Source organism: Pseudomonas kulmbachensis (assembly GCF_963681935.1).
GTDB lineage: Bacteria > Pseudomonadota > Gammaproteobacteria > Pseudomonadales > Pseudomonadaceae > Aquipseudomonas > Aquipseudomonas kulmbachensis.
In genome coordinates, this window is record NZ_OY817088.1 from 4,189,445 (window position 1) to 4,215,272 (window position 25,828).

The following is a 25,828-nucleotide window of genomic DNA, read 5'->3' on the forward strand; positions in this document are numbered from 1 at the left end:
CAAAATGATGGTGAGTATAGCCGAGGGTACGCAATGATTCGCACAGCGGTTGAGACGGATCTCACAGCAATAAACAAAAAAACCTACATTTTAAAATATCCAAAACGTGTAGGAGATCTCGATTTGAACTCATTGCTCTGTGGGAGCGATCCTGCTCCCACAGAGCACCGTGATTACGCGTTAAAACGTCAGTGCATTGGTCAGGTCACCCATGGGCGCCTGGCCGCGGGCTTTCATTGCATCGTCGCGCTGCTTGAGGCCATCAAGCATTTCCAACTGATGCACGCGAGTGATCAGGCGCAGGATCGAGGCCGTGTCATACACCGTGTGATCCACCGTACCCTTGCGTGCGAAAGGCGACACCACCAATGCCGGAATTCTCGTACCTGGCCCCCAGCGGTCACCCTTGGGCGGAGCGACGTGGTCCCACCAGCCACCGTTTTCGTCCACTGTGAGCACCACCACCATGTTCTCCCACTGCGCACTGTTGCGCAGCACCTTGAGCACGCGATCAAGGTGGCGATCACCAGCAGCTACATCGGCATAGCCGGCATGCAGGTTGAGGTTGCCCTGGGGCTTGTAGAAGCACACCGCAGGCAACTTGCCAGCCTCGGCGTCGGCCAAGAAGCGGTTGGTACTTGCCTCGTCCCCCAGGCCACCGTCACGCAGGCGTTTGCTGCGCTCGCTCGGGTTCTCCGGGCCTTGGTTCACGAAGTAGTTGAACGGCTGGTGGTGGTACTGGAAGCCAGGAATTTTGGGAATCCCCTCCGATCCCTTGAACTGCTCCAGCGTGGCCTGCCAAGCACCGGCATACCAAGCCCAGTCGATATTCTTTTGGTTCAGCTTGTCGCCGATATGCTCGTGGGTTTGTGGCACCAGCACGCTCGGCAGGTCGGACTTGGCGTAGTCCGGTCGCTCAGGGTCGCGGATCCAGGTTGGCCAGTAAGGCGGAGCCATGGTGTTTACCGCAAAACCATCGGGTGTCAGTGCGCTTGGGCCGAACTGCGGCGCGCCGGTCATGGCACTGGCCGGTGATTTCTCCAGGGGTTTGAGGCGCGTGCCGGTCGGGTCGTCCCCTTGCAGCACGGCAATCTGGGCTTCGGCAACTGAAGTGCCTGCGTTCGGATAGAACGGCACAGTGGCGCTGATCAGGTACTGGTGGTTGAGAAACGAGCCGCCAAATGCTCCCTGAAAGAAGTTGTCACACAGCACGAATTCCCGCGCCACGTCCCATAGACGCAGCGAATACCGCGTCTGGGCGTAGTAACCCATGGTGAAACCACCGGAGTCTGCCCAAGCGACGAACTGGTCATTCTTGCCGTCGTTGATCTGCATCTGGTTCTGATAAAACACGTGCCACAGGTCGCGGGTCACCAGGTTCAGCGGTAGATCTTCCTGATTGGGCCCTTTGAGGGCGAACGGGGCGTTGGCCAGGTTTTCCTGGTACTGCACACCAGGAGCGTAGGTCACACCATCGACCGTTTGCGGCCCTGTCTGCACTACCCCGCCCCAGACCGGTGGCAAGGTCTGTAACAGGCTACCGTCGCGGTCGCGCTGTTGGTAATCGGCGAGCTTTAGTGCCGACAACGGCTTCTCGACGCCGGGAAAGTTGGCGAACAGATTATTGAAACTGCGGTTCTCGGCATAGATCACCACGATGGTCTTGACCTGTTCGTGGAGCTTGCTGTCCAGTTCGGCAGGCGTCAGCGGCGCCGTTTTGGCGGGACTGTCAGGCCCTGATCCACCATAAGCGCTCAAGGTGGCTGCGCCTACGCCCAGTGCAGCGGCACCGGCGAGAAACCGACGGCGGCTGCTATCCGCCGGGAGTTGGGTGTCCTGGTCTGTCTCGTCGCTCATTACAGATTCCTGATCAAACGTAACAAAATATTTCTTGCGGGCAAGCTAGCAGGAGATTATGACGGCGAAGTGGCAGCGGTTCGCAGAAAAGAGCTGCGAGTTGGCATAAACAGGGGGGGGGGGTTAGACAGGAACGCCCCGGGCCATTGCGGACCGGGGCGCTGAAATAGACATACCGCAGAGGGCTTTAGCCTTGGGCCTGTTTGACCTGTGCTTCCAGCTCGGCCTTGAGGCCAGGGTCGAGCTTGAGCTGCTTGGCCAGCTCTTCCAGGTATGCACGCTCCATAAAATGCTCTTCATCCACCAGGATCAGGCTGGCGATATACATTTCGGCGGCTATTTCCGGAGTGCTGGCGGCACTTGCCACCTCCGCAGGGTCCAGCGGTTTGTTCAGCTCTGCTTGCAGCCACTGGCGCAACGCAGGGTCGCCATTCAATTTGCTCAGCTCGCCATCGATCAACTGCCGCTCGCGCTCATCGACATGACCATCCGCCTTGGCGGCAGCCACCAGGGCCTTGAGGATCGCCTGGCTATGTTGCTCGACTTGCGCCGGCGCTACGCGGTCAATGGTTTGTGGTTCGGTTTGCGGTGCAGTGCCCTGATTGGCCTGCCAGTTGCCATAGGCTTTGTAGGCCAGCACGCCCAATGCGGCCAAGCCACCATAGGTCAACGCCTGACCGCCATACTTGCGCGCGCTTTTGTTTCCCAGCAGCAAGCCCAGGGCACTGGCTGCCAACGCACCGCCTCCGGCACCTGAGAGCAAACCGCCCAACCCACCAGAGCCGAGCAAATCACCCAGGCCCCCTTTGCTGGAACTGGAAGCGCTGCCTTGAGCGCCGGTTTTTTTCTCCAGCATTTGCTGGCCGGATTTCAGTAACTGATCAAGCAATCCTCGCGTACTCATAAACATCCTCTCGCAACAGGGTTCAAGGGAGCCAGAAAACCCGCCACCAGGCGGGTTTAGCGTGAAAAAAACGTCGAATCAGTCGCGCAGATCGGACTCATGGATCGGCTGATCACGGTGAGTAGCACGCTGATACTGGGCTGGCCAAGTGGCCTTTTTACCGCCCAGGTCATCGTCTGCGTGCAGCGCCCAGTACGGGTCGCGCAACAGCTCACGGGCCAGCAGAATCAGGTTGGCCTGACCGGTGCGCAGAATATGCTCGGCCTGCGCAGGCTCGGTAATCATCCCCACCGTACCGGTGGCGATACAAGCTTCTTTGCGTACACGTTCGGCAAAGCGTGTCTGATAACCCGGCCCGACCGGAATCTCGGCCGCCGCCGCAGTCCCCCCCGAAGATACATCGATCAGGTCAACGCCCAGCACCTTGAGACGTCGTGCCAGCTCAACGGTTTCATCCGGGTTCCAACCGTCTTCCACCCAGTCGGTGGCCGAGACCCGCACAAACAGCGGCAACTCTTGTGGCCACACCTCGCGTACAGCCTCGGTCACTTGCAGCACCAGACGAATGCGGTTCTCGAAAGAGCCACCATATTGGTCACGACGCTGGTTGCTCAAAGGCGAAAGGAATTGATGCAGCAGATAACCATGGGCCGCGTGTATTTCAACCACCGAGAAACCCGCCTCGAGCGCCCGTTTGGCGGCGGCGACAAAGGCCTGGATCACCTCACTGATCTGGGCTTCGTCCAACTGCGTCGGCGCAGTGTGCTGTGGGTCGAAAGCAATTGGCGAAGGCCCGACGGGCACCCAGCCGCCCTCCTCCACCTTGACGCTGCCGTGCTTGCCTAACCAGGGCCGATGGGTACTGGCCTTGCGCCCGGCATGCGCCAGCTGGATACCGGCCACGGCCCCTTGAGCGCGAATAAAGCGGGTAATGCGTTGCAGGGGTTCGATCTGTTCGTCATTCCACAACCCAAGGTCCTGGGCGGTGATACGTCCCTCAGGGACTACGGCGGTGGCTTCGGTAAAAATCAGCCCAGCGCCACCAACAGCGCGGCTACCCAGATGGACTAGATGCCAGTCATTGGCCAGCCCGTCGACGCTGGAGTACTGGCACATTGGCGAGACCGCAATGCGGTTAATAAGGGTCAGTTGACGCAGGGTGTAGGGTTCGAGCAGCAGACTCATGGGTCACCTCTAATTCCAGTGGGCGGGCTCCAGATACTTCGTTAGAGCCTAGTCGACATCACTGGATGAGGGGGAGTTCAGTACAAAACCTGTAGCGACTCTAATAGGGGCGCAAGTCCTCGTAGCCGCTGACGAGCTCCGCGAGGCTGCGTTCGGGTGCGTAGCAGCCGCAAAGCCTGGCATTGCGGTGGTTCAGACAAATCCTTGATTCAGGATTCACGGGCGCTGCGCACCCGAACGCAGCCTCGCGGAGCTCGACAGCTGCTACAAAAAAGTTTGCGGGCGTGAGTTAGCGCGGTTCGATATGGGCAATCATCAGTTGCACAGTTTCATTGCCGCGGAACTCGTTGAGGTCGAGTTTGTAGGCCAGCTCGACCCAGCGAATGGTCGGGTTCGGCCACACGTCGCGATCAATCCCGAAAGCGATGCCGTCAAGCTTTACGCTGCCGCATTCGGTTTTGAGCACAACTTTCAAATGCCGCTCGCCAACGATGCGTTGCTCTACCAGCTGGAACACCCCGTGAAACAACGGCTCGGGGAAGTGCTGCCCCCACGGGCCGGCATTGCGCAGAGCCCGCGCCAGCTCCAGATGAAACTCTTCAACCGCCAGGCTGCCGTCGGACAACATGCGCCCCGTGAGGTCTTCTTCACGCAATTGACGTCGGACTTCGGCATCAAATGCCTCGCAAAACAGAGGGAAGTTGGCCTCGGGCAAGGTCAAGCCGGCAGCCATCGCATGCCCACCGTATTTGCTGATCAAGTCCGGGTGTTGTGCGGCCACCACGCTGAGCGCATCACGAATATGAAACCCAGGCACCGAACGTCCGGAGCCTTTGAGCATGCCGTCGCCCGCATCGGCAAAAGCGAAGGTCGGCCGGAAGTACTTCTCCTTGAGACGCGAAGCCAGAATCCCGATCACTCCCTGGTGCCACTCAGGGTCAAACAGACACAAGCCAAACGGCATGCTGTCGATGGTCAGGTCCTTGAGCTGGGCCAGAGCTTCACGCTGCATGCCTTGCTCAATGGATTTGCGGTCCTGATTCATCTCGTCCAGTTGCGCGGCCATTTCTCGCGCCGCATTGGCATCATCGGTGAGCAAGCATTCGATGCCCAGGCTCATGTCGTCCAGACGCCCGGCGGCGTTCAGACGTGGCCCCAGAATAAAGCCCAGATCGGTCGAGGTGATTTTTGAAGGGTCACGCTTGGCCACTTCCAAAATCGCCTTGAGCCCCGGACGAGCACGCCCGGCACGGATTCGCTCAAGTCCCTGATGCACCAAAATCCGGTTATTGGCATCCAGCGGCACCACGTCGGCCACGCTGCCCAGTGCCACCAGGTCCAGCAATTCGGCGATATTCGGCGCCTTGCTGTTCTGGTACCAGCCCAGGCTGTTCAAGCGCGCACGCAAAGCGATCAGTACATAAAAGATCACCCCTACCCCAGCCAGCGCCTTGCTCGGAAAATCGCAGCCGGGCTGGTTGGGATTGACGATGGCGTCAGCCGCTGGCAACTCGTTGCCCGGCAAGTGGTGGTCGGTCACCAGCACGCTTAACCCGGCCTTTTTCGCCGCGGCTACACCTTCGATACTGGAGATGCCGTTGTCGACCGTAATCAGCAACTGCGGAGTACGGGTCAGCGCGACTTCGACGATTTCCGGGGTCAGGCCGTAGCCGTATTCGAAGCGGTTCGGCACCAAATAATCGACATGGGCCGCCCCCAGCAACCGCAAACCGAGCATACCGACGGTGCTGGCCGTGGCACCGTCGGCGTCAAAATCGCCGACGATCAAGATGCGCTGACGCTGTTCGAGCGCCACTACCAGCAAATCCACGGCGGCATCGATGCCCTTGAGCTGCTGATACGGGATCAGCCGCGCCAGGCTTTTATCCAGTTCAGCCTGAGACTGCACGCCCCGTGCCGCGTAAAGACGCGTCAGCAGGGTTGGCATTTCGCCCAGAAAAGGCAGGATTTGAGGCAGTGGGCGAGGTTCGATGCGCATAAGCGGGTGATAGGTCTCTAGATCGTAAAAAAATGGTGCGGCTTAGCGTTCGCCTTGCAGCCACTGCAATTGCACTTCGTGCTGGCCGCGATCGTCGGTCACGAAGATCGTGCCTTCGCTGATCATCACGTCCCACTTGATAACTCGTGGCATGTCTTTGGCCAGTATTTCAAGAATCTCTTGCGGGACGGCAGCGATATTGACGTTTTTCAGGTTTTTGATCGCTGGAATCACCTTGCCTTCCCACACGCGCAAGCTGCCATAGGCCAGCAAGCTGGTGCGCTCAGTGCGGCGCGAACACCAGGTCAGGCGGTCAGAATCAGGCTGGCCGACTTCGATCCAGTGCAAAACACGGTCATCCAAGCTTTTTTCCCACAAGGCTGGTTCGTCAACATCAGACAGACCACGACCAAAAGACAGCTGCTCGTTGTACCAGAAGGCGTAGGCCAGAAGGCGCACGGTCATGCGTTCTTCGGTCTCCGAAGGATGACGGGCGATGGTCTGCTTGACGCTTTCATAGACCCCGCGATCGAGATCGGTAAGGTTGAGTTCAAACTTGTAGGTCGTGGACGGCTGTGCCATGAACGGGCTTCTTGATACGGAGAAAGGCGGCAAGTCTAACCGATACACTGTCATTCAACGAATCGGCCAGCTTCTTGCGAGCGCTCGGCTATGTTAAAAGGCTGTACTCGCTCGCTCCCCCGGACAAGGATTGCACATGACGCTCGCCACCAAACCCCTTTCGGGCCTCAAAGTCGTCGAACTGGGCACCCTGATCGCAGGACCTTTTGCATCACGCATTTGCGCCGAATTTGGCGCACAGGTGATCAAGGTCGAATCCCCGGATGGCGGAGACCCACTGCGCAAGTGGCGCAAGCTATACGAAGGCACGTCGTTGTGGTGGTTCGTCCAGGCGCGCAACAAGAAATCCCTGACTTTGAACCTCAAGCACCCTGACGGCCTGAACATCCTCAAGGCATTGCTGGCGGACGCCGATATCCTGATCGAAAACTTCCGCCCCGGCGTGCTGGAAAAACTCGGCCTGGGCTGGGATGTGCTGCACGCGCTGAACCCGAAACTGGTGATGGTCCGCCTCTCCGGCTTTGGTCAAACCGGCCCGATGAAAGACCAGCCGGGGTTTGGCGCGGTCGGCGAATCCATGGGCGGGCTGCGCTACATCACTGGCTTTGAGGATCGCCCGCCGGTGCGCACCGGCATCTCGATTGGCGACTCGATTGCCGCACTGTGGGGCGTGATTGGTGCCCTGATGGCTTTACGTCATCGCGAAGTTAACGGGGGGCTGGGCCAGGTGGTGGATGTGGCGCTCTACGAGGCCATTTTTGCCATGATGGAAAGCATGGTGCCCGAGTTCGATGTCTTCGGTTTTATCCGTGAGCGAACGGGCAACATCATGCCGGGCATTACCCCGTCTTCGATCCATACCAGCCTGGACGGCAAGCACATTCAGATCGGCGCCAATGGCGACGCAATCTTCAAACGCTTTATGCAGATCATTGGTCGTGATGACCTGGCAAATGACCCGGCACTTGCCAGCAATGATGGCCGAGATGGACGTCGTGATGAGCTGTACGGGGTTATTGACCGCTGGGTCGGCTCGTTACCGCTGGAGACAGTGCTTGAGCGGCTGGGCACGGCACAAGTGCCCGCCAGCCGTATTTTCTCGGCAGAAGACATGTTCACTGACCCGCAGTTTTTAGCCCGTGAAATGTTTCTGCAAGCCAGGCTGCCTGACGGTAAAGACTTCAAAATGCCCGGCATCGTACCCAAGCTGTCTGATACCCCCGGCTCTGCAGATTGGGTTGGACCCGAACTGGGTGCCCACAATGATGAAGTATTAGGCAGCTTGGGGTACGACGCCGCCGCAATCGCCAACCTCAAGCAAACCGGTGCCATTTAGGCTGATGGCCCATTCCTGGTGGGACCGAAGGAGATCAGCACAATGACTCATCGCTCGAAGTGGCGAAGCCCTTGGGCAGGCCTGATCACCTCGCTTTTACTCGCATGGACGCCCTGCAGCCAGGCCGAGCAACAGCTCATCTGGCTGATGCGTGACTTGCCGCCATTGACCGTGTTCTACGGCCCGCAGAAAGGTCAGGGCATCATCGATCAAGTGACGCAGATCCTGATAGATAGCATGCCGCAGTACCAACACGTGGTCATGCCGGTTAACCGCGCCCGCGCCCTGCAAATGCTTGCAGAGCCGTCTCTGACCTGCGATCCGGCCCTGATCTGGAACCCTGCCCGGGCCCGCTCGATTATCTACTCCGTGCCTGTTGCGGTTTTACACAGCAATGGCATGGCGATTCTGCGCAAGGACCAACAACTGATCGCCCCCTTTGTCCATGATGACAAGGTGGACTTGCCGAGCCTGTTAAATGCTCAAGCCTTGAAGCTTGGGCTCATCGCCAAACGTAGCTATGGGGTGTGGGTTGACGAGTTGCTGTCACAGAGCCCGGCGAGCCAGTTTTTCATGCATTACGGCAACGACCCGCTGGGCAGTCTGTTGCAGATGCAGCATGCAGGTCGCATCCAGGCGCTACTGGGATATTGGCCGGAAATTCAGGCCAAGATCAGCCAACAGGGCTTGTCGTCCGAAACAATGGTGTTTTACCCCATTCAGGGTGCCCCCGAGTATCAAACCATTTACGTCGGCTGTTCGGACACACCTGATGGTCGCGAAGTCATTCGCAACGTTAATGCGGTACTTACCAAAATCGGGCCGATGCACTTGCCACATCCGGATCCGCAGTGACAAAAAAACCATAAAAAAACCCCGAGAAGTGGGGAGACAACTCGGGGTTTAACAAGGTCAAGATGACCTGCTCAACAGGCTACAAACATCGGAGCAATATGCTTGATCCTGCCGATGCAAAATCAGACACGCAGAAATCGCAGGAAGTTCCCCCGGCATATGCAATTAATTCGCACTACCCGTTCTCAAAAAGGAACTCCGGTATGACTCCAGCAATTGCCCCAACCCGCCTATGGTTACGGGCTTGGGCAAGCAACCCAACACCTTGAGACCTTGCTTGCGAGCCATACAGACCGCCATTTCGACGACTTGAGGCTCAGTAGCATTCAGGATGATCAAAGCACTCGCTTTACGCTTCAGCGCCAACTCGCTGATCAGCTCCAGACCTGATGCCCCTTGCATATTTAGATCACAAATGGCGACATCGATGCCCCCGCTCTTGAGCAAAGAGTTGCGGGCGCAATCCACGCTTTCGGCCGTCAGCACGTCGAAAATACGGAATGCGTTGAGCATCTGATGCAGCACCATCAACTGAAATGGGTTGTCTTCAAGAATCAATACTTTCAGAGGTCGCATCATGGGCCTTCAGACATAAACCTACTGTTATCGAGGAGATCAACCTTAGTAGGCCTAACGACCAAGAAACATCGGACATATCCGAAAAAGCAGGGGGAAGTTCAAAAAACTGTATTTAACCTTTGAAACCAGTCTCACGAGTCCCACTTTCTGGCTTCATGCTCATCAAACCAGCCTCCTACCAAGCCCTCCAAACGTCCGGAAACGGAGTAAAACGGGACGGTCCACTGATAGATCTCCATACCTCCCGATTTAAACTCCACCCAACGCTTTTGGTAGTAAGGCCTTCGGCTTTGCAGCATGTGCATGATTTCGCCCTGAAACTGCTGGGCCAGTTGATCAGGAAACAAATTGACGTCCGTGACCTTCAGCCCGCAAATCTGCGCCAGATTGACCGATAACCGCTCTTCATAGCATTGATTGCAGGTGAGCAACTGACCTTCAAGGCCCAGCACAAAGATCGGGCTGGGGATGCCATCCAGATAACGCTGGCTGAGCTCCAGCTGCGCCTGCAGGGCTTGTTCAAGCTGGCGCCCAATAATCAGTTGCCTACGTAAAAATCGGTTGTATGAAAACAGCATGAGGCCGACTACCAGCAAACCCGCTATCGCCCAGTACAGCCACTCGGAATGATACAAGCCACTGTCGATAACAAGCGGTTTGCCAACGCCCCCCAGCCAGTTGGCTCTCAACGCGCGAAATTCGGTCACTGGCATGGCCTCCAGAGCCTTGTTCATGATGCTGAGCAGCTCAGGGTACTGGTCGGGTATCGAAAAACTGGCGGCAGCCCAGCGCCCGTCCACACTGCGCCCGACCTTGAGACGCCCCGGCGGATACAAATGCGCCTGGGTCTCGCTCTGGACGGTCGCATCCGCCTCGCCCTGAGCGACCGCGTGGCGCGCCTGGGCATAGGTATCGACCAGCCGCAGGGTGATTGCAGGGTATTCACGTCGAACCAAGTCTTCGAGGGCATGCCTGGCTGGAAGCACCAGGGTTTTTCCGGATAGCTGGTCCAATGACCCCAGGCGAGAATCATTGACGCGCACGACAAAAACCCAGGGAGCGCCACCGTAGGAATGGGTGAAGTTCAAATAGGCTTTGCGCTCACGACTTCTGGAGAGGCTGGCGTTCATTTGCGCCTTGCCGCTTTTGAGCATGGCCAAGGTTTGCGCGGTTGAAAACACCTCTTTATGGACAAACTGCAAGCCGGTCATGCGTGAAATACGCGCCAGAATATCAATGCTCAACCCCGCCCATCGACCGTCCCCGGTCCTGAAGGAGTACAACGCAAACTGCTGTGTAGCCAGGGTCACAACCGGATTACGCGCGATCCACTCCCGCTCGCCAGGCAGCAGGTTGATGCGTTGTTGCGCAATGCTGCCTTCAAGGCCGGTCGTCCAGCGGGAAAGGACCATGCGCGAGGTGCTCTCATCAAGGCTGGACAGGGCTTTTTCGATCAGGGAAGCAAGCTGAGGGTCAGAACGACGGGATGCAAATGCGAGTCCGTAAACAGGTAACGCGCTGTCCCCGATAATGTGCAGTTGCGAATAAGGCCGAATGCTTTTGAATGACTGCACAATGAGTTCATTACCGATAAACGCATCAACGCCCCCTTCTGCCAGTGTTTCCATCGCACTGTGCAAATCGGGAATGTTTATGATCTCACTGTCAGGGTAAAACGCATGGACGGTCAGAATATCGACGTAGCCATCGACCACCCCGATTTTTTTACCGGCCCAGCCTGTAACCGGTTTAGCCTCACCTGCACGGCCGACCAGAACCAGCCGATCAGTCATGTACTCCTGGGAAAAAGTGATCCCCTCGACCCCTCGTTCAAAACCACTGGCACTGGTCAGAATGTCGATCTTCCCGGCCAACAGCTCTGCAACGGCTTGATCGCGTTTTCTGAAACCAAGGACTTCAACAGTTGCACCCAGTTTGTCGCGCACGATACTGAGGTAATCGGCACTGAGGCCTTGATATTGATTGCGGTCATTGGTGATATCGACAGGTTCGTGATCGCCAAGGGCGATACCAACCCGCAGCGCGCCATGATTGGCCAGCCATTGCTGATCAGCGGCATCCAGTTGCAGCGGCTTGAACTCGACAGGGCCTGTTCCAAGGCTCAAGGGCAATCCGTGGTTGCCAATGGCCTGCGGCATAACGCTTAAAAAGCCCATAAACAGCACTAGGCGCATCCATGTTTCAGATGCCCGGCGAAGACGTGACATGACAGCATCCTTGACTGAGCGCTCGCCAGCATACGGGGGCGAAAACCGAACAAGTCTGCCATGCACAAACAAAAAAGCCCGTCAGATGACGGGCTTCAAAACGCGTAAGACGAATGCCTTTAAAGGGCCTTGCCGCGATTGCCATGCTGGCTGACAAAGGCCTGAACAGCCTTGAGGTCATTGGCCAACACCGTGTAGCGCTCCTCTCGTTCAAACAAGTCAGAAAGGTGCGACGGCAGTTCAAGGGTTTTTCCTATGCCTGCTTGTTCAACCGCATCAGGGAACTTGACCGGGTGCGCAGTGCCCAGGATAACCATTGGAATATCCAGGCTACGACGGCATTCGCGGGCGGCACGCACACCGATGGCAGTGTGCGGGTCCAGCACTTCGCCGCTCTCGGCAAATACCTGAGCGATGGTTTCGCACGTTTGCTCATCATCCACCGCCAGCGAATCGAACAGGCGACGCGCTTCGGTCCAGCGGTCATCTTCAACGCTGAAGTTACCGGTTTGCTTGAAGGTATCCATCAGGCCGGCAACTGCCGCGCCATTGCGACCGTGAAGGTCGAACAACAGACGCTCGAAGTTCGATGACACCATGATGTCCATCGACGGCGACAGGGTCGCGTGCAGGGTGTCCTTGGCGTACTGATTGCCGCTCATGAAACGATGCAGGATGTCGTTGCGATTGGTGGCAACGATCAACTGGTTGATCGGCAGACCCATGTTGCGTGCCAGGTAGCCCGCAAAAATATCGCCAAAGTTGCCGGTAGGCACCGAGAACGACACGGAACGGTGCGGCCCGCCCAGTTGCAGGGCTGCATGGAAGTAGTAAACGATCTGGGCCATGATTCGCGCCCAGTTGATCGAGTTCACGGCAACCAGGCGCGTGCCCTTGAGGAAACCCTGATCGGCGAAGCTGGCCTTGACCATTTCCTGGCAGTCATCGAAGTTGCCTTCGATGGCGAGGTTATGGATGTTGTCACCGAACAGTGTGGTCATCTGGCGACGCTGCACTTCCGACACCCGGTTATTGGGGTGCAGGATGAAAATATCGACGTTTTCGCAATGCTTGCAGCCTTCAATCGCAGCCGAGCCAGTATCACCGGAAGTCGCACCGACAATGACTACGCGCTCGCCACGTTTTTCCAACACGTAGTCAAGCAAACGACCGAGCAGTTGCAGGGCGAAATCCTTGAACGCCAGGGTCGGGCCGTGGAACAGTTCAAGCACCCATTCATTGCCATTGAGCTGGCGCAGTGGCGCTACCGCTGCGTGGGAAAACGCACCGTAGGTTTCTTCGAGAATCTTTTTGAAGTCCGCGTCCGGGATGCTGCCGGCAACAAACGGGCGCATCACCCGAAACGCCAACTCGTGGTACGGCAAACCTGCCCAGGAAGCGATTTCTTCCTGGGTAAAACGCGGCAGGTTTTCCGGTACATACAAACCGCCATCACTGGCCAGACCGGCCAGCAATACATCTTCAAAATTCAGGGCCGGTGCCTGGCCACGGGTGCTGATATAGCGCATGTCTTCAAACCTTCGGTTTGAGCGCCAAGCGGCTTGGAGCCTGCCGCTTGGCGCCATCAATTAATTTAGGTGTTCAACGCGGATACGAACCACTGGGCCCACTACACCCTGCAACGCTTCAAGCGCCGCAATGGCATCGTTGATGTGCTGCTCGATAACACGATGGGTCAGCAGGATCATTGGCACCAGACCGTCGTGCTCTTCGACTTCTTTCTGCATGATCGATTCGATATTGATGCCACGCTCGGACAAGATACTGGCCACTTGAGCCAACACACCAGGGTGATCTTTAGCCTGGATGCGCAAGTAGTAGGCGCTTTCGCAGGCCTCGATCGGCAGAATCGGGTGATCCGACAGCGAGTCCGGCTGGAAGGCCAAGTGCGGTACGCGGTTTTCAGGGTCGCTGGTCATGGCGCGAACCACATCAACCAGGTCGGCAATCACTGACGAAGCGGTCGGCTCCATGCCAGCGCCAGCACCGTAGAACAGGGTCGAACCGGCAGCGTCACCATTGACCATTACTGCGTTCATTACGCCATTCACATTGGCGATCAGACGGTCAGCCGGGATCAGCGTCGGGTGCACACGCAACTCGATACCGTTGGGAGTAATGCGCGCAACGCCCAGGTGTTTGATGCGATAGCCCAAGGCTTCTGCGTAATTCACATCCGCGGTTGTCAGTTTGGTGATGCCTTCGGTGTAGGCCTTGTCAAACTGCAGCGGAATGCCGAAGGCAATCGACGCCAGAATCGTCAGTTTGTGTGCCGCATCGATACCTTCAACATCGAACGTCGGATCCGCTTCGGCGTAACCCAGCGCTTGCGCCTCAGCCAGCACGTCTTCGAAGGTACGGCCTTTTTCGCGCATCTCGGTGAGAATGAAGTTACCGGTGCCATTGATGATGCCCGCCACCCAGTTGATGCGGTTGGCCGACAGGCCTTCACGAATCGCCTTGATTACTGGAATGCCGCCTGCAACGGCAGCTTCGAACGCGACGATCACGCCCTTTTCCTGAGCCTTGGCAAAAATTTCATTGCCGTGAACGGCAATCAGCGCCTTGTTGGCAGTGACCACGTGCTTGCCGTTTTCGATGGCTTTGAGCACCAGCTCACGGGCGATGGTGTAACCGCCAATCAGCTCGATAACAATGTCGATTTCAGGGTTGGTCGCAACAGCGAAGACATCGTTGGTAATGGGGGTACCGGTAATGTCGCACTGAGGGTTTGGCGTACGCATTGCAATTTGCGCAACCTGGATACCACGCCCGGCACGGCGAGCAATCTCCTCGGCGTTACGCTTTAGTACGTTGAAGGTGCCGCCACCGACGGTCCCGAGCCCACAGATACCTACTTTGACCGGATTCACGCTGAACTCCCCATAAAACGGCCGACTCAAGGTCGGCCGTGGAAAACAACCGTGGATCACCACGGTTCTCTATTAATAGCCGGGCAGTGGAACTGCCCCGCCATGATCGTCAAAGGCTTACCGTGACGACGCAGGATTATTTAACACTGAGTGCCAGCTTGCCAACCTGTGCAGCAGGCTGATAACCCGGAATTACCTGACCGTCAGCCAAAACAATGGCTGGCGTGCCGTTTACTCCGATGGACTGGCCCATCGCAAACTGCTTGGCAACCGGGTTGGCGCATTTTGGCGCCTCGACCGTTTTGCCATCAGTCATTTTGTCCATCGCGCCTTTCTTGTCCTTGGAGCACCAGACCGCTTGCAACTGCTGGTCGCCCGGAGAACCAAGACCCTGACGTGGGAACGCAACATAGCGCACTTCAATCCCCATTTTGTTCAGTTCCGGGACTTCGGCGTGCAATTTGTGGCAATAAGGACAGGTAGTGTCAGTAAATACCGTGATGTGCGACTTGGTTTCGCCAATTGCAGGGTAAACAACGGTTTCTGCAACCGGAATACCATTGATCAACTTGGCGACGCCAACACGCTCGGCCTGCTCGGTCAGGTTGACCGGCTTACCGTCCTTGAGTTGAAACATATAGCCTTGAACGATGAACTGTCCATCGGCACTGGCGTACAGCACGCGGCTGCCTTTAAGTTTGACCTCATACAGGCCAGCCATCGGGCTTGCGCTGATGCTCTCGACCGGAACATCCAGTTGCAGTGTTTCAAGGCTCTTGCGAATAGCTTGCTCGGCGCCGGTATCGGCGAACGAGAACGTACTGACCAACGCAATGGCTGCGGCGGCAAAAATTTGGGTCACACGCATGGGAACTCCTGAAGACGGACAAAGCGGCCAAATCTCAGCACCCGTCCTGAAACAGCGGGTTTGGGCGGCGCACTTTCTAAACCGGCAAAGCCTACCACAGATGACTTGCATGACCGACTCTGACTGACACAAGACACCTAGCCACGCGGGTGATGGCGGGCGTGCAAGTCTTGCAGACGAGCACGGGCGACATGGGTGTAAATCTGCGTTGTGGACAGGTCACTGTGGCCCAGCAGCATTTGCACCACTCGCAAATCGGCGCCGTGGTTGAGCAAATGGGTGGCGAAAGCATGACGTAAGGTATGGGGCGACAGCGACTTGTCGATCCCCGCGACTTTGGCCTGATGCTTGATGCGGTGCCAAAAAGTCTGGCGAGTCATTTGCTCACCGCGCTGGCTGGGGAACAACACATCACTGGGGCGACCGCCGAGCAACTCATGCCGGGCATCACGCATGTAACGCTCGACCCAGACGATGGCCTCCTCTCCCATCGGCACCAGACGCTCCTTGCTGCCCTTGCCCATCACCCGCAATACCCCCTGGCGCAGATTGACCTGCTCCAGGGTCAGGCTGATCAACTCGGTGACCCGCAGGCCGCAGGCATACAGCACTTCGAGCATCGCCCGATCCCGTTGACCGATAACCTCGCTCAGATCGGGCGCAGCGAGCAGCGCTTCAACGTCAGCCTCTGACAGCGACTTAGGCAACGGCCTGCCCAACTGCGGCATATCGACCTGCAACGTCGGATCGACGCTAATCAGCCTTTCTCGCAGTAAGTAACGATAGAAGCCACGCACCCCGGACAGAAAACGCGCCGTTGACCGAGGTTTGTACCCCTGCTCCAGACGCCAGGCCAAGTGATCCAGGATCAATTCGCGTCCGGCATTGATCAGCGCAATGTCGCGTTCCTGCAGCCAGCCATTGAATAAGGCCAAATCACTGCGATAAGCGTCGCGGGTGTTGTCCGACAGGCCTTTTTCCAACCACAAGGCATCCAGAAAACGGTCGATAAGTGGGTCGTCTATAGCTGGCATTAGCTCTCGAAACGCGCAGACCAAAGGCTACGCACAAATAAAAAGTGAACTGCAAAAGTGGCCGCTAGTCTTTCATGGCTGGCAGATGCCATAAACCATAAGTTTTCACAGGATAACCTTATGACCGAACAACAGATTTTGCTGTCTTTCGGCGGTATCGGCATTGCAGCCTTGGGCTCCCAGTGGCTGGCCTGGCGACTGAAGCTGCCGGCCATTCTGTTTTTACTGCTGACCGGCATTCTGGTCGGCCCTGTACTGGGCTGGCTTGACCCTCAAGAACTGTTTGGCCCCCTGCTGATGCCCTTGGTGTCTCTGGCAGTAGCGCTGATTCTGTTTGAAGGCAGCCTGACCCTGCATCTGTCCGAGTGGCGCGAAATTGGCACCGTCGTGCACCGGCTGGTGACCATCGGCGCGCTCTCTACCTGGGCTGTAATTACCCTGGCCACACACTGGCTGCTGGGCTTCGACTGGCTGTTGGCATTGCTTTTCGGGACGCTGACACTGGTCACTGGGCCGACGGTGATTGTACCGATGCTGCGCGTGGTGCGGCCCAAGGCCTCAATTGCCAACATACTGCGCTGGGAAGGCATCGTCATCGACCCGATTGGCGCGCTGCTCGCGGTGGTGGTTTATAGCTTTATCATCGCCAGCGCCACAGGTGAGGGCCTGAGTCACAGCCTGCTGACCTTCGCCGGGGTGATTGTGTGCGGCAGCCTGTTCGGCATCGTGGGTGGCTGGATCATGGGCCACATCGTGCGCCGCCAATGGCTGCCGGAATACCTGCAAAGCCTGGCCACACTGGCGGGGGTATTGGCCGTATTTATTGGCGCCAATGAGGTGATGCACGAATCCGGCCTGCTGGCGGTCACCTTGATGGGCATGTGGATGGCCAATATGAAAGGTGTGGATGTGCGCAACATCCTGCACTTCAAGGAGAATCTGAGCATCTTCCTGATCTCGGGCCTGTTTATTTTGCTGGCGGCGCGCCTGGACTTGAACGCCATGATTGGCCTTGGGCCTGCGGTACTGGTGTTACTGCTGATCATTCAGCTCATTGCTCGGCCGCTGAACGTTGCGCTCTCAACCTTGGGCTCAAAACTGAACTGGCGTGAACGCGCACTGCTGGCCTGGATCGCTCCTCGCGGGATTGTTGCAGCCGCCGTTTCCGCGATCTTTGCTATCCGCCTGGATGAAGCAGGCCATGAAGGCGCGCTGCTGCTGGTGCCCCTTACGTTTGCGGTGATCATTGGCACCGTGGTGCTGCAAAGCGCCACGGCGCGCCCTCTGGCCCGCCTGCTGAAAGTGGCAGAGCCCGCACCCAGCGGCTTTTTGATCGTCGGGGCCAATGGCCCGGCGCGAGTGATTGGCAAAGCACTGCAGCAGTTGGGCAGCCGCGTCCTGTTGACGGACTCCAACTGGGAAAATATTCGCGCCGCCCGCATGGAAAACCTGCCCACTTACTTTGGTAATCCGGCCTCACAGCATGCCGAAACTCATCTTGATCTGGTGGGCTTGGGGTACTTGCTCGCACTGTCGCCATCTGGCGAGCTGAATACGCTGGCAGCGGTACGTTTTCACCACGAGTTCGGACCTCAGCGCCTGTTTGCATTAACCAATGGCCAGGAAAACCGCCGTACCGACAAGCATCGCGCCAGTCATGAGTACCGCGGGCAAGCGCTGGGCAGCCCCGCGCTGACCTATGGCCAACTGGCCAGCGAGTTGAGCCAAGGTGCCGAGTTGTACAGCACGAACCTGACCGACAACTTTACTTGGGAGGATTACCAGGCCCTGCACGGCAAGCGTCTGACCCTGCTGTTCGCCCGCGACAACAGTGGCTGGGTGCATGTGGTGACACCTGACAGCGAACTGAAACCGGGAACCGGCTGGACGCTGTTGGCGTTGATCAGGCGGGAGGCCTGAGACGAAAGCAGACGACACAAAACCTGTAGCCGCTGCCGAGGAACGATGGCTGCGATGGGCTGCGCTGCGCCCCCGTAAACGAAGGCCCTTCGGCCCTTAGCGCAGCCTACGGCAGCCGCTACAAGTTTTGCGGCAATACCGGCACCGGGCGCTTGTTGTCATCGATGGCGACAAAGCTGAACACGCCCTGGATCGCCAGCTCACGACTGTCGCAGCTCATGCTTTCGACATACACCTCAACCTCAACCTTGAGGCTGGTATTGCCGACTTTGACCACACGCCCTACCAACTCAACGATGCAGCCCGCTGCAATCGGGTGGTTGAAATCAATCCGGTCGGTAGAAACAGTCACCAGCGGCAAACGGCAAAAACGAGTCGCCGCGATAAACGATACTTCGTCCATCCAGGCCAGCGCAGTGCCGCCAAACAGTGTGTTGTGATGATTGGTGGTCGAGGGGAATACCGCTTTGGTAATACGGGTAACGGACAATTCGGTACGGCGTTGAATCTCTTGCTCACGCAAAGTCATGCTTTTACTACCTACAACTGGACAAAGGTATGACAAATTTCAGGCAACAAAAAAGCAGCCCGAAGGCTGCTTTTTTCTGCATCGGGAAGCTGGACTTAAGCCAGTTTTTCCTTGATGCGAGCTGCTTTACCGGACAGGTCACGCAGGTAGTACAGCTTGGCTTTGCGAACGTCACCGCGACGTTTCACTGCCATGCTGTCGATTTGCGGGCTGTAGGTCTGGAAAGTACGCTCTACGCCAACACCGTTGGAGATTTTACGAACAGTGAAAGCACTGTTCACGCCACGGTTACGCTTGGCAATCACTACACCTTCGAAAGCTTGCAGACGCGAACGATCGCCTTCCTTCACTTTCACCTGAACGACAATGGTGTCGCCCGGGGCAAAAGGAGGGATCTCTTTAGTCATCTGCTCTGCTTCGAGTGCAAGGATGATTTTGTTAGTCATGCTGTGCTCCTAAGGTAGATCAACTGATCTACCATCGATACGTTGTTAACTATCGTCCCGCTCGCGGATATATTCCTCGAGCAGCTTCTTCTCTTCTCCAGAAAGCGAGCGGCTTTCCAGAAGATCGGCGCGTCGTTCAAAGGTCCGCCCAAGGGACTGCTGTAAACGCCAACGCCGGATGTGTGCATGATTGCCACTAAGCAATACGTCGGGAACACGCTGATCCGCATACACCTCCGGTCGGGTGTAGTGCGGGCAATCCAGCAAACCATCCGTGAAGGAATCTTCCTCCGCGGAGTCCGCATGCCCTAAAGCTCCAGGCAGCAGTCGTGTAACCGCATCAATCAGAACCATCGCCGGCAGCTCGCCACCAGAGAGTACATAGTCACCAATCGACCACTCTTCATCGACATAAGCGTCTATAAAACGCTCGTCAATGCCTTCATAACGACCTGCAATGAGGATTAATGCTTCCTCATTCGCCAGTTCGCGTACCGCCGACTGATTCAGTTGACGGCCTTGGGGCGACAGGTAAATAACCTTCGCCGCCTCTCCGGCTGCTTCTCTGGCCTGAACCAGTGCATCTTCCAGAGGCTTGATCTTCATCACCATGCCCGGGCCACCGCCAAATGGGCGATCGTCCACAGTGTGATGTCGATCCGTTGTGTAGTCTCGCGGGTTCCAACAAGTAAGCTGCAAGAGCCCTTGTTTCACCGCACGACTAGTGATGCCGTAGTCGCTGATAGCGGAAAACATTTCGGGAAACAAACTGATCACTTCTACGCGCAATTTAGCCACGCTTAGAAGTCCGCATCCCAATCCACCTTCATCTCGCCAGCTGCAAGGTCGACGCTCAGCACGCATTGCTCTGTATAGGGCAACAAGCGATCGCGATCATCCAGGCTACCTGGGCAAGGTTTGACTTCCATGACATCGTTCGAGCCAGTTTCCATCAGATCAACAATCTTGCCGAGCAATTGCCCTTCAAGGTTGGTCACTTTCAGTCCCTGCAGCTGGTACCAGTAGTACTCGCCGTCGGTCAGTTCAGGAAACAGGTTACGCGGCACGCAGATTTCGAATTCGCGAAGAAGACCAGCTTCGTCACGGTCATCGAGACCCTTGAGCTTTACAACCAGAAACTTGCCGTTATGAGAACGGCCACTGACCAGCTCTGCCTGTCGCACATCATTACCGCGCCGAAGCGTCAGCTTTTTGTAGTCCAACAGGTTATCAATTGGATCCGTAAAGGAATAAACCTTCACTTCGCCGCGCACGCCGTGAATCGAGTAGATTTTGCCGATAACGATCAAATCATCAGCAGTTTCAGGCGTCACGCTCATATTGCTCAGGCCGCAGCCTTAGCGTTTTCTTTAACCAGTTGAGCAACACGCTCAGACATGGTTGCACCAACGCTCTGCCAGTAGGCGAGGCGGTCTTCTTTAACGGAGAAACGAACTTCTTGACCACGGGCAACCGGGTTGAAGAAGCCAATTTGTTCCTTGTGGGAACCGTCACGTGGGTTACGGCTATCGGTAACGGTCAAGTGGTAAAACGGGCGCTTTTTGGAGCCGCCAAGGGCAAGACGGATTGTTAGCATGTGAACATCGTTCCTGTAGTCGGTGCTGCAAATCTAAAGGCACAGCGGGCATAGGTGCCCGAAAGGCCGCATATTCTAAGGAATATCCGGACTTTTGCAAATGTCTTTTTCAGGCGCCTACCGGCATACCCTACAGACTTGCAACAAGGTCGCCACGAATGGCGACAGGTCAGCTCCCGCACAGTGCGGGTTTGCCGGGTGTCTCGCATTGCTGCGAGTTGCCCGAACGCAAGCGCTCGGGCAGGTAAATTACATTTTTGGCATGCCGCCGCCGGGCATCATCGAGCCCATGCCGCGCATCATTTTGGCCATCCCACCTTTGGTGGAGAACTTTTTCATCATCTTTTGCATCTGCTTGTGCTGCTTGATCAAGCGGCCGATGTCCTGCACCTGAGTGCCGGAACCCATGGCAATCCGGCGTTTGCGCGAACCACTGATCAGATCAGGGTCGCGGCGCTCGGCCGGGGTCATGGAGTTGATGATGGCTTCCATTTGCTTGAACTGCTTCTCTGCCGCGCCCTGGGCATTGCCCATTTGCGCCAGATTGACGCCACCCATGTTCGGCAGTTTGTCCATGAGACCGCCAAGGCCGCCCATGTTCTTCATCTGTTGCAGTTGGTCGCGGAAGTCTTCGAGGTCGAAGCCTTTGCCTTTTTTAAGCTTTTTAGCCAGCTTGTCGGCTTTATCTTTATCGAGGGTCTGCTCGGCCTGCTCGATCAGACTGAGCACGTCGCCCATGCCCAGGATGCGTGAGGCAATACGATCCGGGTGGAAAGGCTCAAGAGCATCGCTCTTCTCGCCCATACCGATGAACTTGATCGGCTTGCCAGTGATTGCACGCACGGACAACGCGGCACCACCACGGGCATCACCGTCGACCTTGGTCAGGATCACACCGGTCAGCGGCAACGCGTCGCCAAAGGCCTTGGCCGTGTTGGCGGCATCCTGGCCGGTCATGGCGTCGACCACAAACAGGGTTTCCGCAGGCTTGACCGCCGCGTGCAACTCCTGAATCTCGGCCATCATCTCGGCGTCGATATGCAGACGACCCGCAGTATCGAGAATCACCACGTCGATAAACTTCAGCTTGGCTTCAGCAATGGCTGCGCGAGCGATGTCTACCGGCTTTTGGCTGATATCGGACGGGAAGAACGTAACGCCCACTTCAGCAGCCAGGGTTTCCAGCTGCTTGATCGCGGCCGGACGATAAACGTCAGCCGAAACCACCATTACGGTTTTCTTTTTGCGCTCTTTAAGGAAGCGCGCCAGCTTGCCGGCGGTGGTGGTTTTACCCGCACCCTGCAAACCGGCCATCAATACAACGGCAGGCGGCGTGACATTGAGGACCAGATCCTCGTTGGCGGCGCCCATCAGGCTTTCAAGCTCAGCCTGCACAATCTTCACAAACGCTTGGCCAGGCGTCAGGCTGCGCGACACTTCTGTGCCCACAGCGCGCTCTTTGACCGCGTTGACGAAGTCTTTGACTACCGGTAAAGCCACGTCGGCTTCCAGCAACGCCATGCGCACTTCACGCAGGGTGTCTTTGATATTGTCCTCGGTCAGCTTGGCCTTGCCGGTGACATGGCGCAGCGTCTGCGAGAGACGGTCGGTTAAATTTTCAAACATGCGCGATCCTTTCAGGCCCAAAGTAGACCGGGGTTATTGCGGCCCAGCCCGTGTAAAACTGATGCTCGGCGAGCCTGCGGCGTGGGCAGGTCGCGGATTATAGCGAAGACTGGCCGTGTCCGACACCTTGCCGTCGGCTTATGTGGTCTTTCGTGCATGGGCGGTTGTATGCCAAACTCAGCCCTTTCGGGCTTGCCTAACAGGATTTATGCTCCCCTTGTCACCCAGCTTGCTACCCAGCCTCGCCGCCGCCTGCTTGTACGCCGCTGCGACCTTCTATCAAGGCACTTGCCTGCGCCAGGGCGCCAAGGCAAACAAACGCCTGTTGGTGACGCTCGGCATTCTTGCCGTCCTCGCCCACGCTACCAGCCTGTTTACCCACCTGATGACCCCGGCGGGTCTGGAACTGGACTTCTTCAGTGCTGCCAGCCTGATTGCCGTGGCCGTCATCACGGTGACGCTGGTTGCCTGCGCACGGATACCGGTCGAAAACCTCCTGCTGCTTTTATATCCGCTGGGCATGTTGACGGTACTGCTGTCCGAGTTCGCCCCGCCAGGCACGGTCCAGGTTATTAATGAAGAGCCCGGCATCCTGGCGCATATCCTGCTGTCGATCCTGGCCTATGGCATGTTCACCATTGCGGTGTTCCAGGCGTTGCTGCTGTCGTTGCAAAACTATCAGCTCAAGCACAAACACCCCAAAGGTCTGATCAAGAACTTTCCGCCACTGCAGACCATGGAAAGCCTGCTGTTCGGCTTCCTGTGGGCTGGCTGGTCACTGCTCTCGCTGTCGCTGATCTCCGGCTGGCTGTTCCTGGGCAATCTGTTCGCCCAACATCTTGTGCACAAAACCTTGCTGGCCTGCCTGGCATGGATCGTATTCAGCGTACTGCTGTGGGGTCGCTACCACCTCGGCTGGCGCGGCCACAAAGCCATCCGCTGGACGTTTGCCGGGTTTTGCCTGCTGATGCTCGCCTACTTTGGCAGCAAGCTGGTTCGTGAATACATTCTGCATATCTGACGGGCGATAATTATGGATAGCTTGCCCCCCGGGCCGATTCTCGCAGTCTCGGCGCTGTTGATCGCAGGAGTCGGGATACTTGCCGGCTATTTTCTCGGCAAAAGTGGCTCAGCGGCCCGCCGCGCAGAAGCCCTGCAACCGCAAGACGAAGATCCCCAGCAACACGGCGAGCAACCCAACAGCCGCCCGCACCTGCTCTCCAGCATCCATGCGCTGGACAACATCACGGTCAATGACATCCTGATCCCGCGCAGCGAAGTCGAGGGCCTCAACCTCGACGATCCGATCGAAGAGCTTATAGAGCAATTGCGCAGCACCGAGCGCACGCGCCTGCCGGTGTTTCATAACGACATCAATCAAGTCGAAGCCATCCTCAACACCCGTCATATCCAGCATATGTTGCCCGACGCCAGCCTGACCAAAGAGGCAATACTGGCGGTCTGTCACGAACCGTACTTCATCCCCGAAAGCACCCCACTGCAACTGCAACTGCTGAATTTCCACAAGCAGCAGCGCCGCCTGGGCGTAGTGGTCGATGAGTACGGCGAGGTGCTCGGCATCGTCACCCTTGAAGACATTCTCGAAGAGATCGTCGGCGAGTTCGAGGACGAGCAAGACGTCAGCAACCCGCATATCGACCCCCTGCCCGACGGCCGTTATGTGATCGATGGCGCCGCCTCCATCCGCGAACTGAACAAGGCACTGGGCTGGCACCTGCCGTGCGACGGCCCAAAAACCCTCAACGGGCTTGTTACAGAAGCGCTGGAAACCATCCCGGAAACCACGGTATGCCTGAAAATCGGCGGTTATCGCCTGGAGATCCTCCAGACCGAAGATAACCGTGTCAGCCGTGTGCTTATCTGGCACAACAGCGTCAAACCCGCGGTTTAATCGCCGCGCAAGGCCTTGTTACATTTTGCAAGGCCTCCCTATAATCATTGCGCCTACACCCCAGCCCTTCGGGCTAAACGACCATAAAAAACGCTCTGCCATATCCGCCGAAATAGCTGATAACGGTAAACGAGCTCATAACTGTCAGGGATATGCGTATGACCTCCAGTACTACTTACAGCGAAGCCTCGCCCGACAAGCCGGTCAACTCCGCAACCCGGGTTGCCACGGCCAGTTTTATCGGTACGGCCATCGAATTCTACGACTTCTATGTCTACGCCACCGCAGCGGCACTGGTCATCGGCCCGGTATTTTTCCCGCAGACTTCCGGTACAGCGCAAATGCTGTCGGCGTTTCTGACCTTTGGTATCGCCTTTCTCGCCCGCCCGCTGGGCTCATTCCTGTTTGGCCATTTCGGTGACCGGGTTGGGCGCAAATCCACTCTGGTCGCTTCCCTACTGTTGATGGGCGTGTGTACCACGCTGATCGGCGTACTGCCGGGCTACGCCACGATTGGCGCCTGGGCTCCGATCCTGCTGTGCGTACTGCGCTTCGGCCAAGGGTTGGGGCTGGGTGGCGAATGGGGCGGGGCCGCACTGCTGGCTACCGAAAACGCCCCCAAGGGCAAGCGCGCCTGGTATGGCATGTTCCCGCAACTGGGGCCTTCGATCGGCTTTCTGGCGGCCAACGGCCTGTTCCTGATTCTGGCCATGAACCTGAACGATGAGCAGTTCCGCTCATGGGGCTGGCGCATTCCTTTCCTGCTGAGCGCCGTGCTGGTGATGGTCGGGCTGTATGTGCGCCTGAAGCTGGAAGAAACCCCGGTGTTTGCCAAGGCCGTGGCACAACACGAGCGGGTGAAAATGCCCATCGTCGAACTCTTCAGCCAGTACTGGGCACCGATGCTGCTGGGCGCCGCCTCGATGGTGGTGTGCTATGCACTGTTCTATATCTCGACAGTATTTTCGCTGAGCTATGGCGTCTCCACCCTGGGCTATACCCGCGAAACCTTCCTCGGCCTGCTGTGTTTTGCCGTGCTCTTCATGGCTGCCGCCACGCCTTTGTCGGCCTGGGCAAGCGACCGTTATGGGCGCAAGCCGGTGCTGATTGTCGGCGGCGTGCTGGCGATCCTGTCCGGTTTCCTGATGGAACCTCTGCTCACCCAGGGTTCGACCTGGGGCGTGGCGCTGTTTCTGTGTATCGAACTGTTTTTGATGGGTGTGACCTTTGCCCCGATGGGCGCTCTGCTGCCTGAGCTGTTTCCGACCCGCGTGCGCTACACCGGCGCGTCGGCCGCGTACAACCTGGGCGGAATTGTCGGCGCGTCGGCGGCCCCGTTCTTTGCCCAGAAGCTGGTGAGCATGGGCGGTTTGAGTTGGGTTGGCGGGTATGTTTCGGGCGCAGCCGTGCTCAGCCTGATCGCTGTGCTGTGCCTGAAAGAAACGAAAGAGGCTGACCTGAACAAGGTGGCCTGAAG

22 protein-coding genes and 1 pseudogene are annotated in these 25,828 nt (G+C 57.3%); 6 read left to right on the forward strand and 17 right to left on the reverse strand.

The genetic code is table 11. The annotated features are described in order from the left end of the window. Positions 1–180: 180 nt before the first annotated feature. The 5 genes from U5A05_RS19355 to U5A05_RS19375 form a co-directional block, all read right to left on the reverse strand. Positions 181–1,857, reverse strand: a complete 1,677-nt coding sequence (locus U5A05_RS19355; RefSeq protein WP_321834407.1) for an acid phosphatase — start codon at positions 1,855–1,857, stop codon at positions 181–183. A gap of 187 nt (positions 1,858–2,044) precedes the next feature. Next, the gene (locus U5A05_RS19360) at positions 2,045–2,761 is read right to left on the reverse strand and encodes a tellurite resistance TerB family protein (RefSeq protein ID WP_261739491.1); all 717 of its coding nucleotides are present in this window, start codon (positions 2,759–2,761) and stop codon (positions 2,045–2,047) included. 78 nt (positions 2,762–2,839) lie between these two features. Then, positions 2,840–3,946, reverse strand: a complete 1,107-nt coding sequence (locus tag U5A05_RS19365) for an NADH:flavin oxidoreductase/NADH oxidase (RefSeq protein ID WP_321834409.1) — start codon at positions 3,944–3,946, stop codon at positions 2,840–2,842. 289 nt (positions 3,947–4,235) lie between these two features. Then, the gene (gene recJ, locus U5A05_RS19370; RefSeq protein WP_261739493.1) at positions 4,236–5,945 is read right to left on the reverse strand and encodes a single-stranded-DNA-specific exonuclease RecJ; all 1,710 of its coding nucleotides are present in this window, start codon (positions 5,943–5,945) and stop codon (positions 4,236–4,238) included. 42 nt (positions 5,946–5,987) lie between these two features. Next, on the reverse strand, positions 5,988–6,527 hold the full coding sequence (locus U5A05_RS19375) for a YaeQ family protein (protein WP_321834410.1): 540 nt from the start codon (positions 6,525–6,527) through the stop codon (positions 5,988–5,990). 136 nt (positions 6,528–6,663) lie between these two features. Here U5A05_RS19375 and U5A05_RS19380 point away from each other — a divergent pair, with 136 nt between their 5' ends. Then, entirely contained in the window at positions 6,664–7,863 is a 1,200-nt protein-coding gene (locus tag U5A05_RS19380) for a CaiB/BaiF CoA transferase family protein (RefSeq protein ID WP_261739495.1), read from the forward strand. Between the two features lie 42 nt (positions 7,864–7,905). Beyond that, a complete protein-coding gene (locus U5A05_RS19385; protein ID WP_261739496.1) occupies positions 7,906–8,718 on the forward strand; it encodes a TIGR02285 family protein in 813 nt (270 codons plus the stop codon). A gap of 165 nt (positions 8,719–8,883) precedes the next feature. On the opposite strand, the gene U5A05_RS19390 is transcribed toward U5A05_RS19385, so the two are convergent. The 6 genes from U5A05_RS19390 to xerD all read right to left on the reverse strand — a co-directional run bounded on the left by U5A05_RS19390 (position 8,884) and on the right by xerD (position 16,321). Continuing rightward, positions 8,884–9,297 carry a response regulator gene (locus U5A05_RS19390; RefSeq protein ID WP_321834412.1) on the reverse strand — a complete coding sequence of 138 codons (414 nt, stop codon included), beginning with the start codon at positions 9,295–9,297 and terminating at the stop codon, positions 8,884–8,886. A 131-nt stretch (positions 9,298–9,428) separates the two neighbouring features. Continuing rightward, on the reverse strand, positions 9,429–11,525 hold the full coding sequence (locus tag U5A05_RS19395; protein ID WP_321834413.1) for a transporter substrate-binding domain-containing protein: 2,097 nt from the start codon (positions 11,523–11,525) through the stop codon (positions 9,429–9,431). A gap of 119 nt (positions 11,526–11,644) precedes the next feature. After that, positions 11,645–13,054, reverse strand: coding sequence for a threonine synthase (gene thrC, locus U5A05_RS19400; protein WP_261739500.1), 1,410 nt, complete (start codon positions 13,052–13,054; stop codon positions 11,645–11,647). Positions 13,055–13,114: 60 nt separating this feature from the next. After that, positions 13,115–14,419 (reverse strand): homoserine dehydrogenase, encoded by a 1,305-nt coding sequence (locus tag U5A05_RS19405; RefSeq protein WP_261739501.1) that lies wholly within the window; start codon positions 14,417–14,419, stop codon positions 13,115–13,117. Between the two features lie 136 nt (positions 14,420–14,555). After that, positions 14,556–15,287: a thioredoxin fold domain-containing protein gene (locus U5A05_RS19410; protein WP_261739502.1), complete on the reverse strand. Its 732-nt coding sequence runs from the start codon at positions 15,285–15,287 to the stop codon at positions 14,556–14,558. A 137-nt stretch (positions 15,288–15,424) separates the two neighbouring features. Next, positions 15,425–16,321 carry a site-specific tyrosine recombinase XerD gene (gene xerD, locus U5A05_RS19415; protein WP_321834414.1) on the reverse strand — a complete coding sequence of 299 codons (897 nt, stop codon included), beginning with the start codon at positions 16,319–16,321 and terminating at the stop codon, positions 15,425–15,427. Between the two features lie 120 nt (positions 16,322–16,441). Between xerD and U5A05_RS19420 the strand changes: the two genes are divergently transcribed. Further along, the gene (locus tag U5A05_RS19420; protein ID WP_321834415.1) at positions 16,442–18,241 is read left to right on the forward strand and encodes a cation:proton antiporter; all 1,800 of its coding nucleotides are present in this window, start codon (positions 16,442–16,444) and stop codon (positions 18,239–18,241) included. 118 nt (positions 18,242–18,359) lie between these two features. On the opposite strand, the gene U5A05_RS19425 is transcribed toward U5A05_RS19420, so the two are convergent. The 6 genes from U5A05_RS19425 to ffh form a co-directional block, all read right to left on the reverse strand. After that, positions 18,360–18,770, reverse strand: a complete 411-nt coding sequence (locus tag U5A05_RS19425; protein ID WP_261739505.1) for an acyl-CoA thioesterase — start codon at positions 18,768–18,770, stop codon at positions 18,360–18,362. A gap of 95 nt (positions 18,771–18,865) precedes the next feature. Then, on the reverse strand, positions 18,866–19,216 hold the full coding sequence (rplS, locus tag U5A05_RS19430) for a 50S ribosomal protein L19 (protein ID WP_003440273.1): 351 nt from the start codon (positions 19,214–19,216) through the stop codon (positions 18,866–18,868). A 45-nt stretch (positions 19,217–19,261) separates the two neighbouring features. After that, positions 19,262–20,014: a tRNA (guanosine(37)-N1)-methyltransferase TrmD gene (gene trmD, locus U5A05_RS19435; RefSeq protein WP_003440270.1), complete on the reverse strand. Its 753-nt coding sequence runs from the start codon at positions 20,012–20,014 to the stop codon at positions 19,262–19,264. Positions 20,015–20,016: 2 nt separating this feature from the next. After that, positions 20,017–20,556, reverse strand: a complete 540-nt coding sequence (gene rimM, locus U5A05_RS19440; RefSeq protein ID WP_048363294.1) for a ribosome maturation factor RimM — start codon at positions 20,554–20,556, stop codon at positions 20,017–20,019. Positions 20,557–20,561: 5 nt separating this feature from the next. Next, on the reverse strand, positions 20,562–20,813 hold the full coding sequence (rpsP, locus tag U5A05_RS19445) for a 30S ribosomal protein S16 (RefSeq protein WP_095036762.1): 252 nt from the start codon (positions 20,811–20,813) through the stop codon (positions 20,562–20,564). Positions 20,814–21,062: 249 nt separating this feature from the next. Then, a complete protein-coding gene (ffh, locus tag U5A05_RS19450) occupies positions 21,063–22,439 on the reverse strand; it encodes a signal recognition particle protein (protein ID WP_261739506.1) in 1,377 nt (458 codons plus the stop codon). Positions 22,440–22,647: 208 nt separating this feature from the next. On the opposite strand from ffh, the gene U5A05_RS19455 reads away from it, so the two are divergent. The 3 genes and pseudogenes from U5A05_RS19455 to U5A05_RS19465 all read left to right on the forward strand — a co-directional run bounded on the left by U5A05_RS19455 (position 22,648) and on the right by U5A05_RS19465 (position 25,826). Further along, positions 22,648–23,460, forward strand: coding sequence for a cytochrome C assembly family protein (locus U5A05_RS19455; protein WP_261739507.1), 813 nt, complete (start codon positions 22,648–22,650; stop codon positions 23,458–23,460). Positions 23,461–23,487: 27 nt separating this feature from the next. Then, positions 23,488–24,351, forward strand: a pseudogene (locus U5A05_RS19460) (transporter associated domain-containing protein); the annotation flags it as partial. 158 nt (positions 24,352–24,509) lie between these two features. After that, a complete protein-coding gene (locus U5A05_RS19465) occupies positions 24,510–25,826 on the forward strand; it encodes an MFS transporter (RefSeq protein WP_321834423.1) in 1,317 nt (438 codons plus the stop codon). The last annotated feature ends 2 nt before the right edge of the window (positions 25,827–25,828 follow it).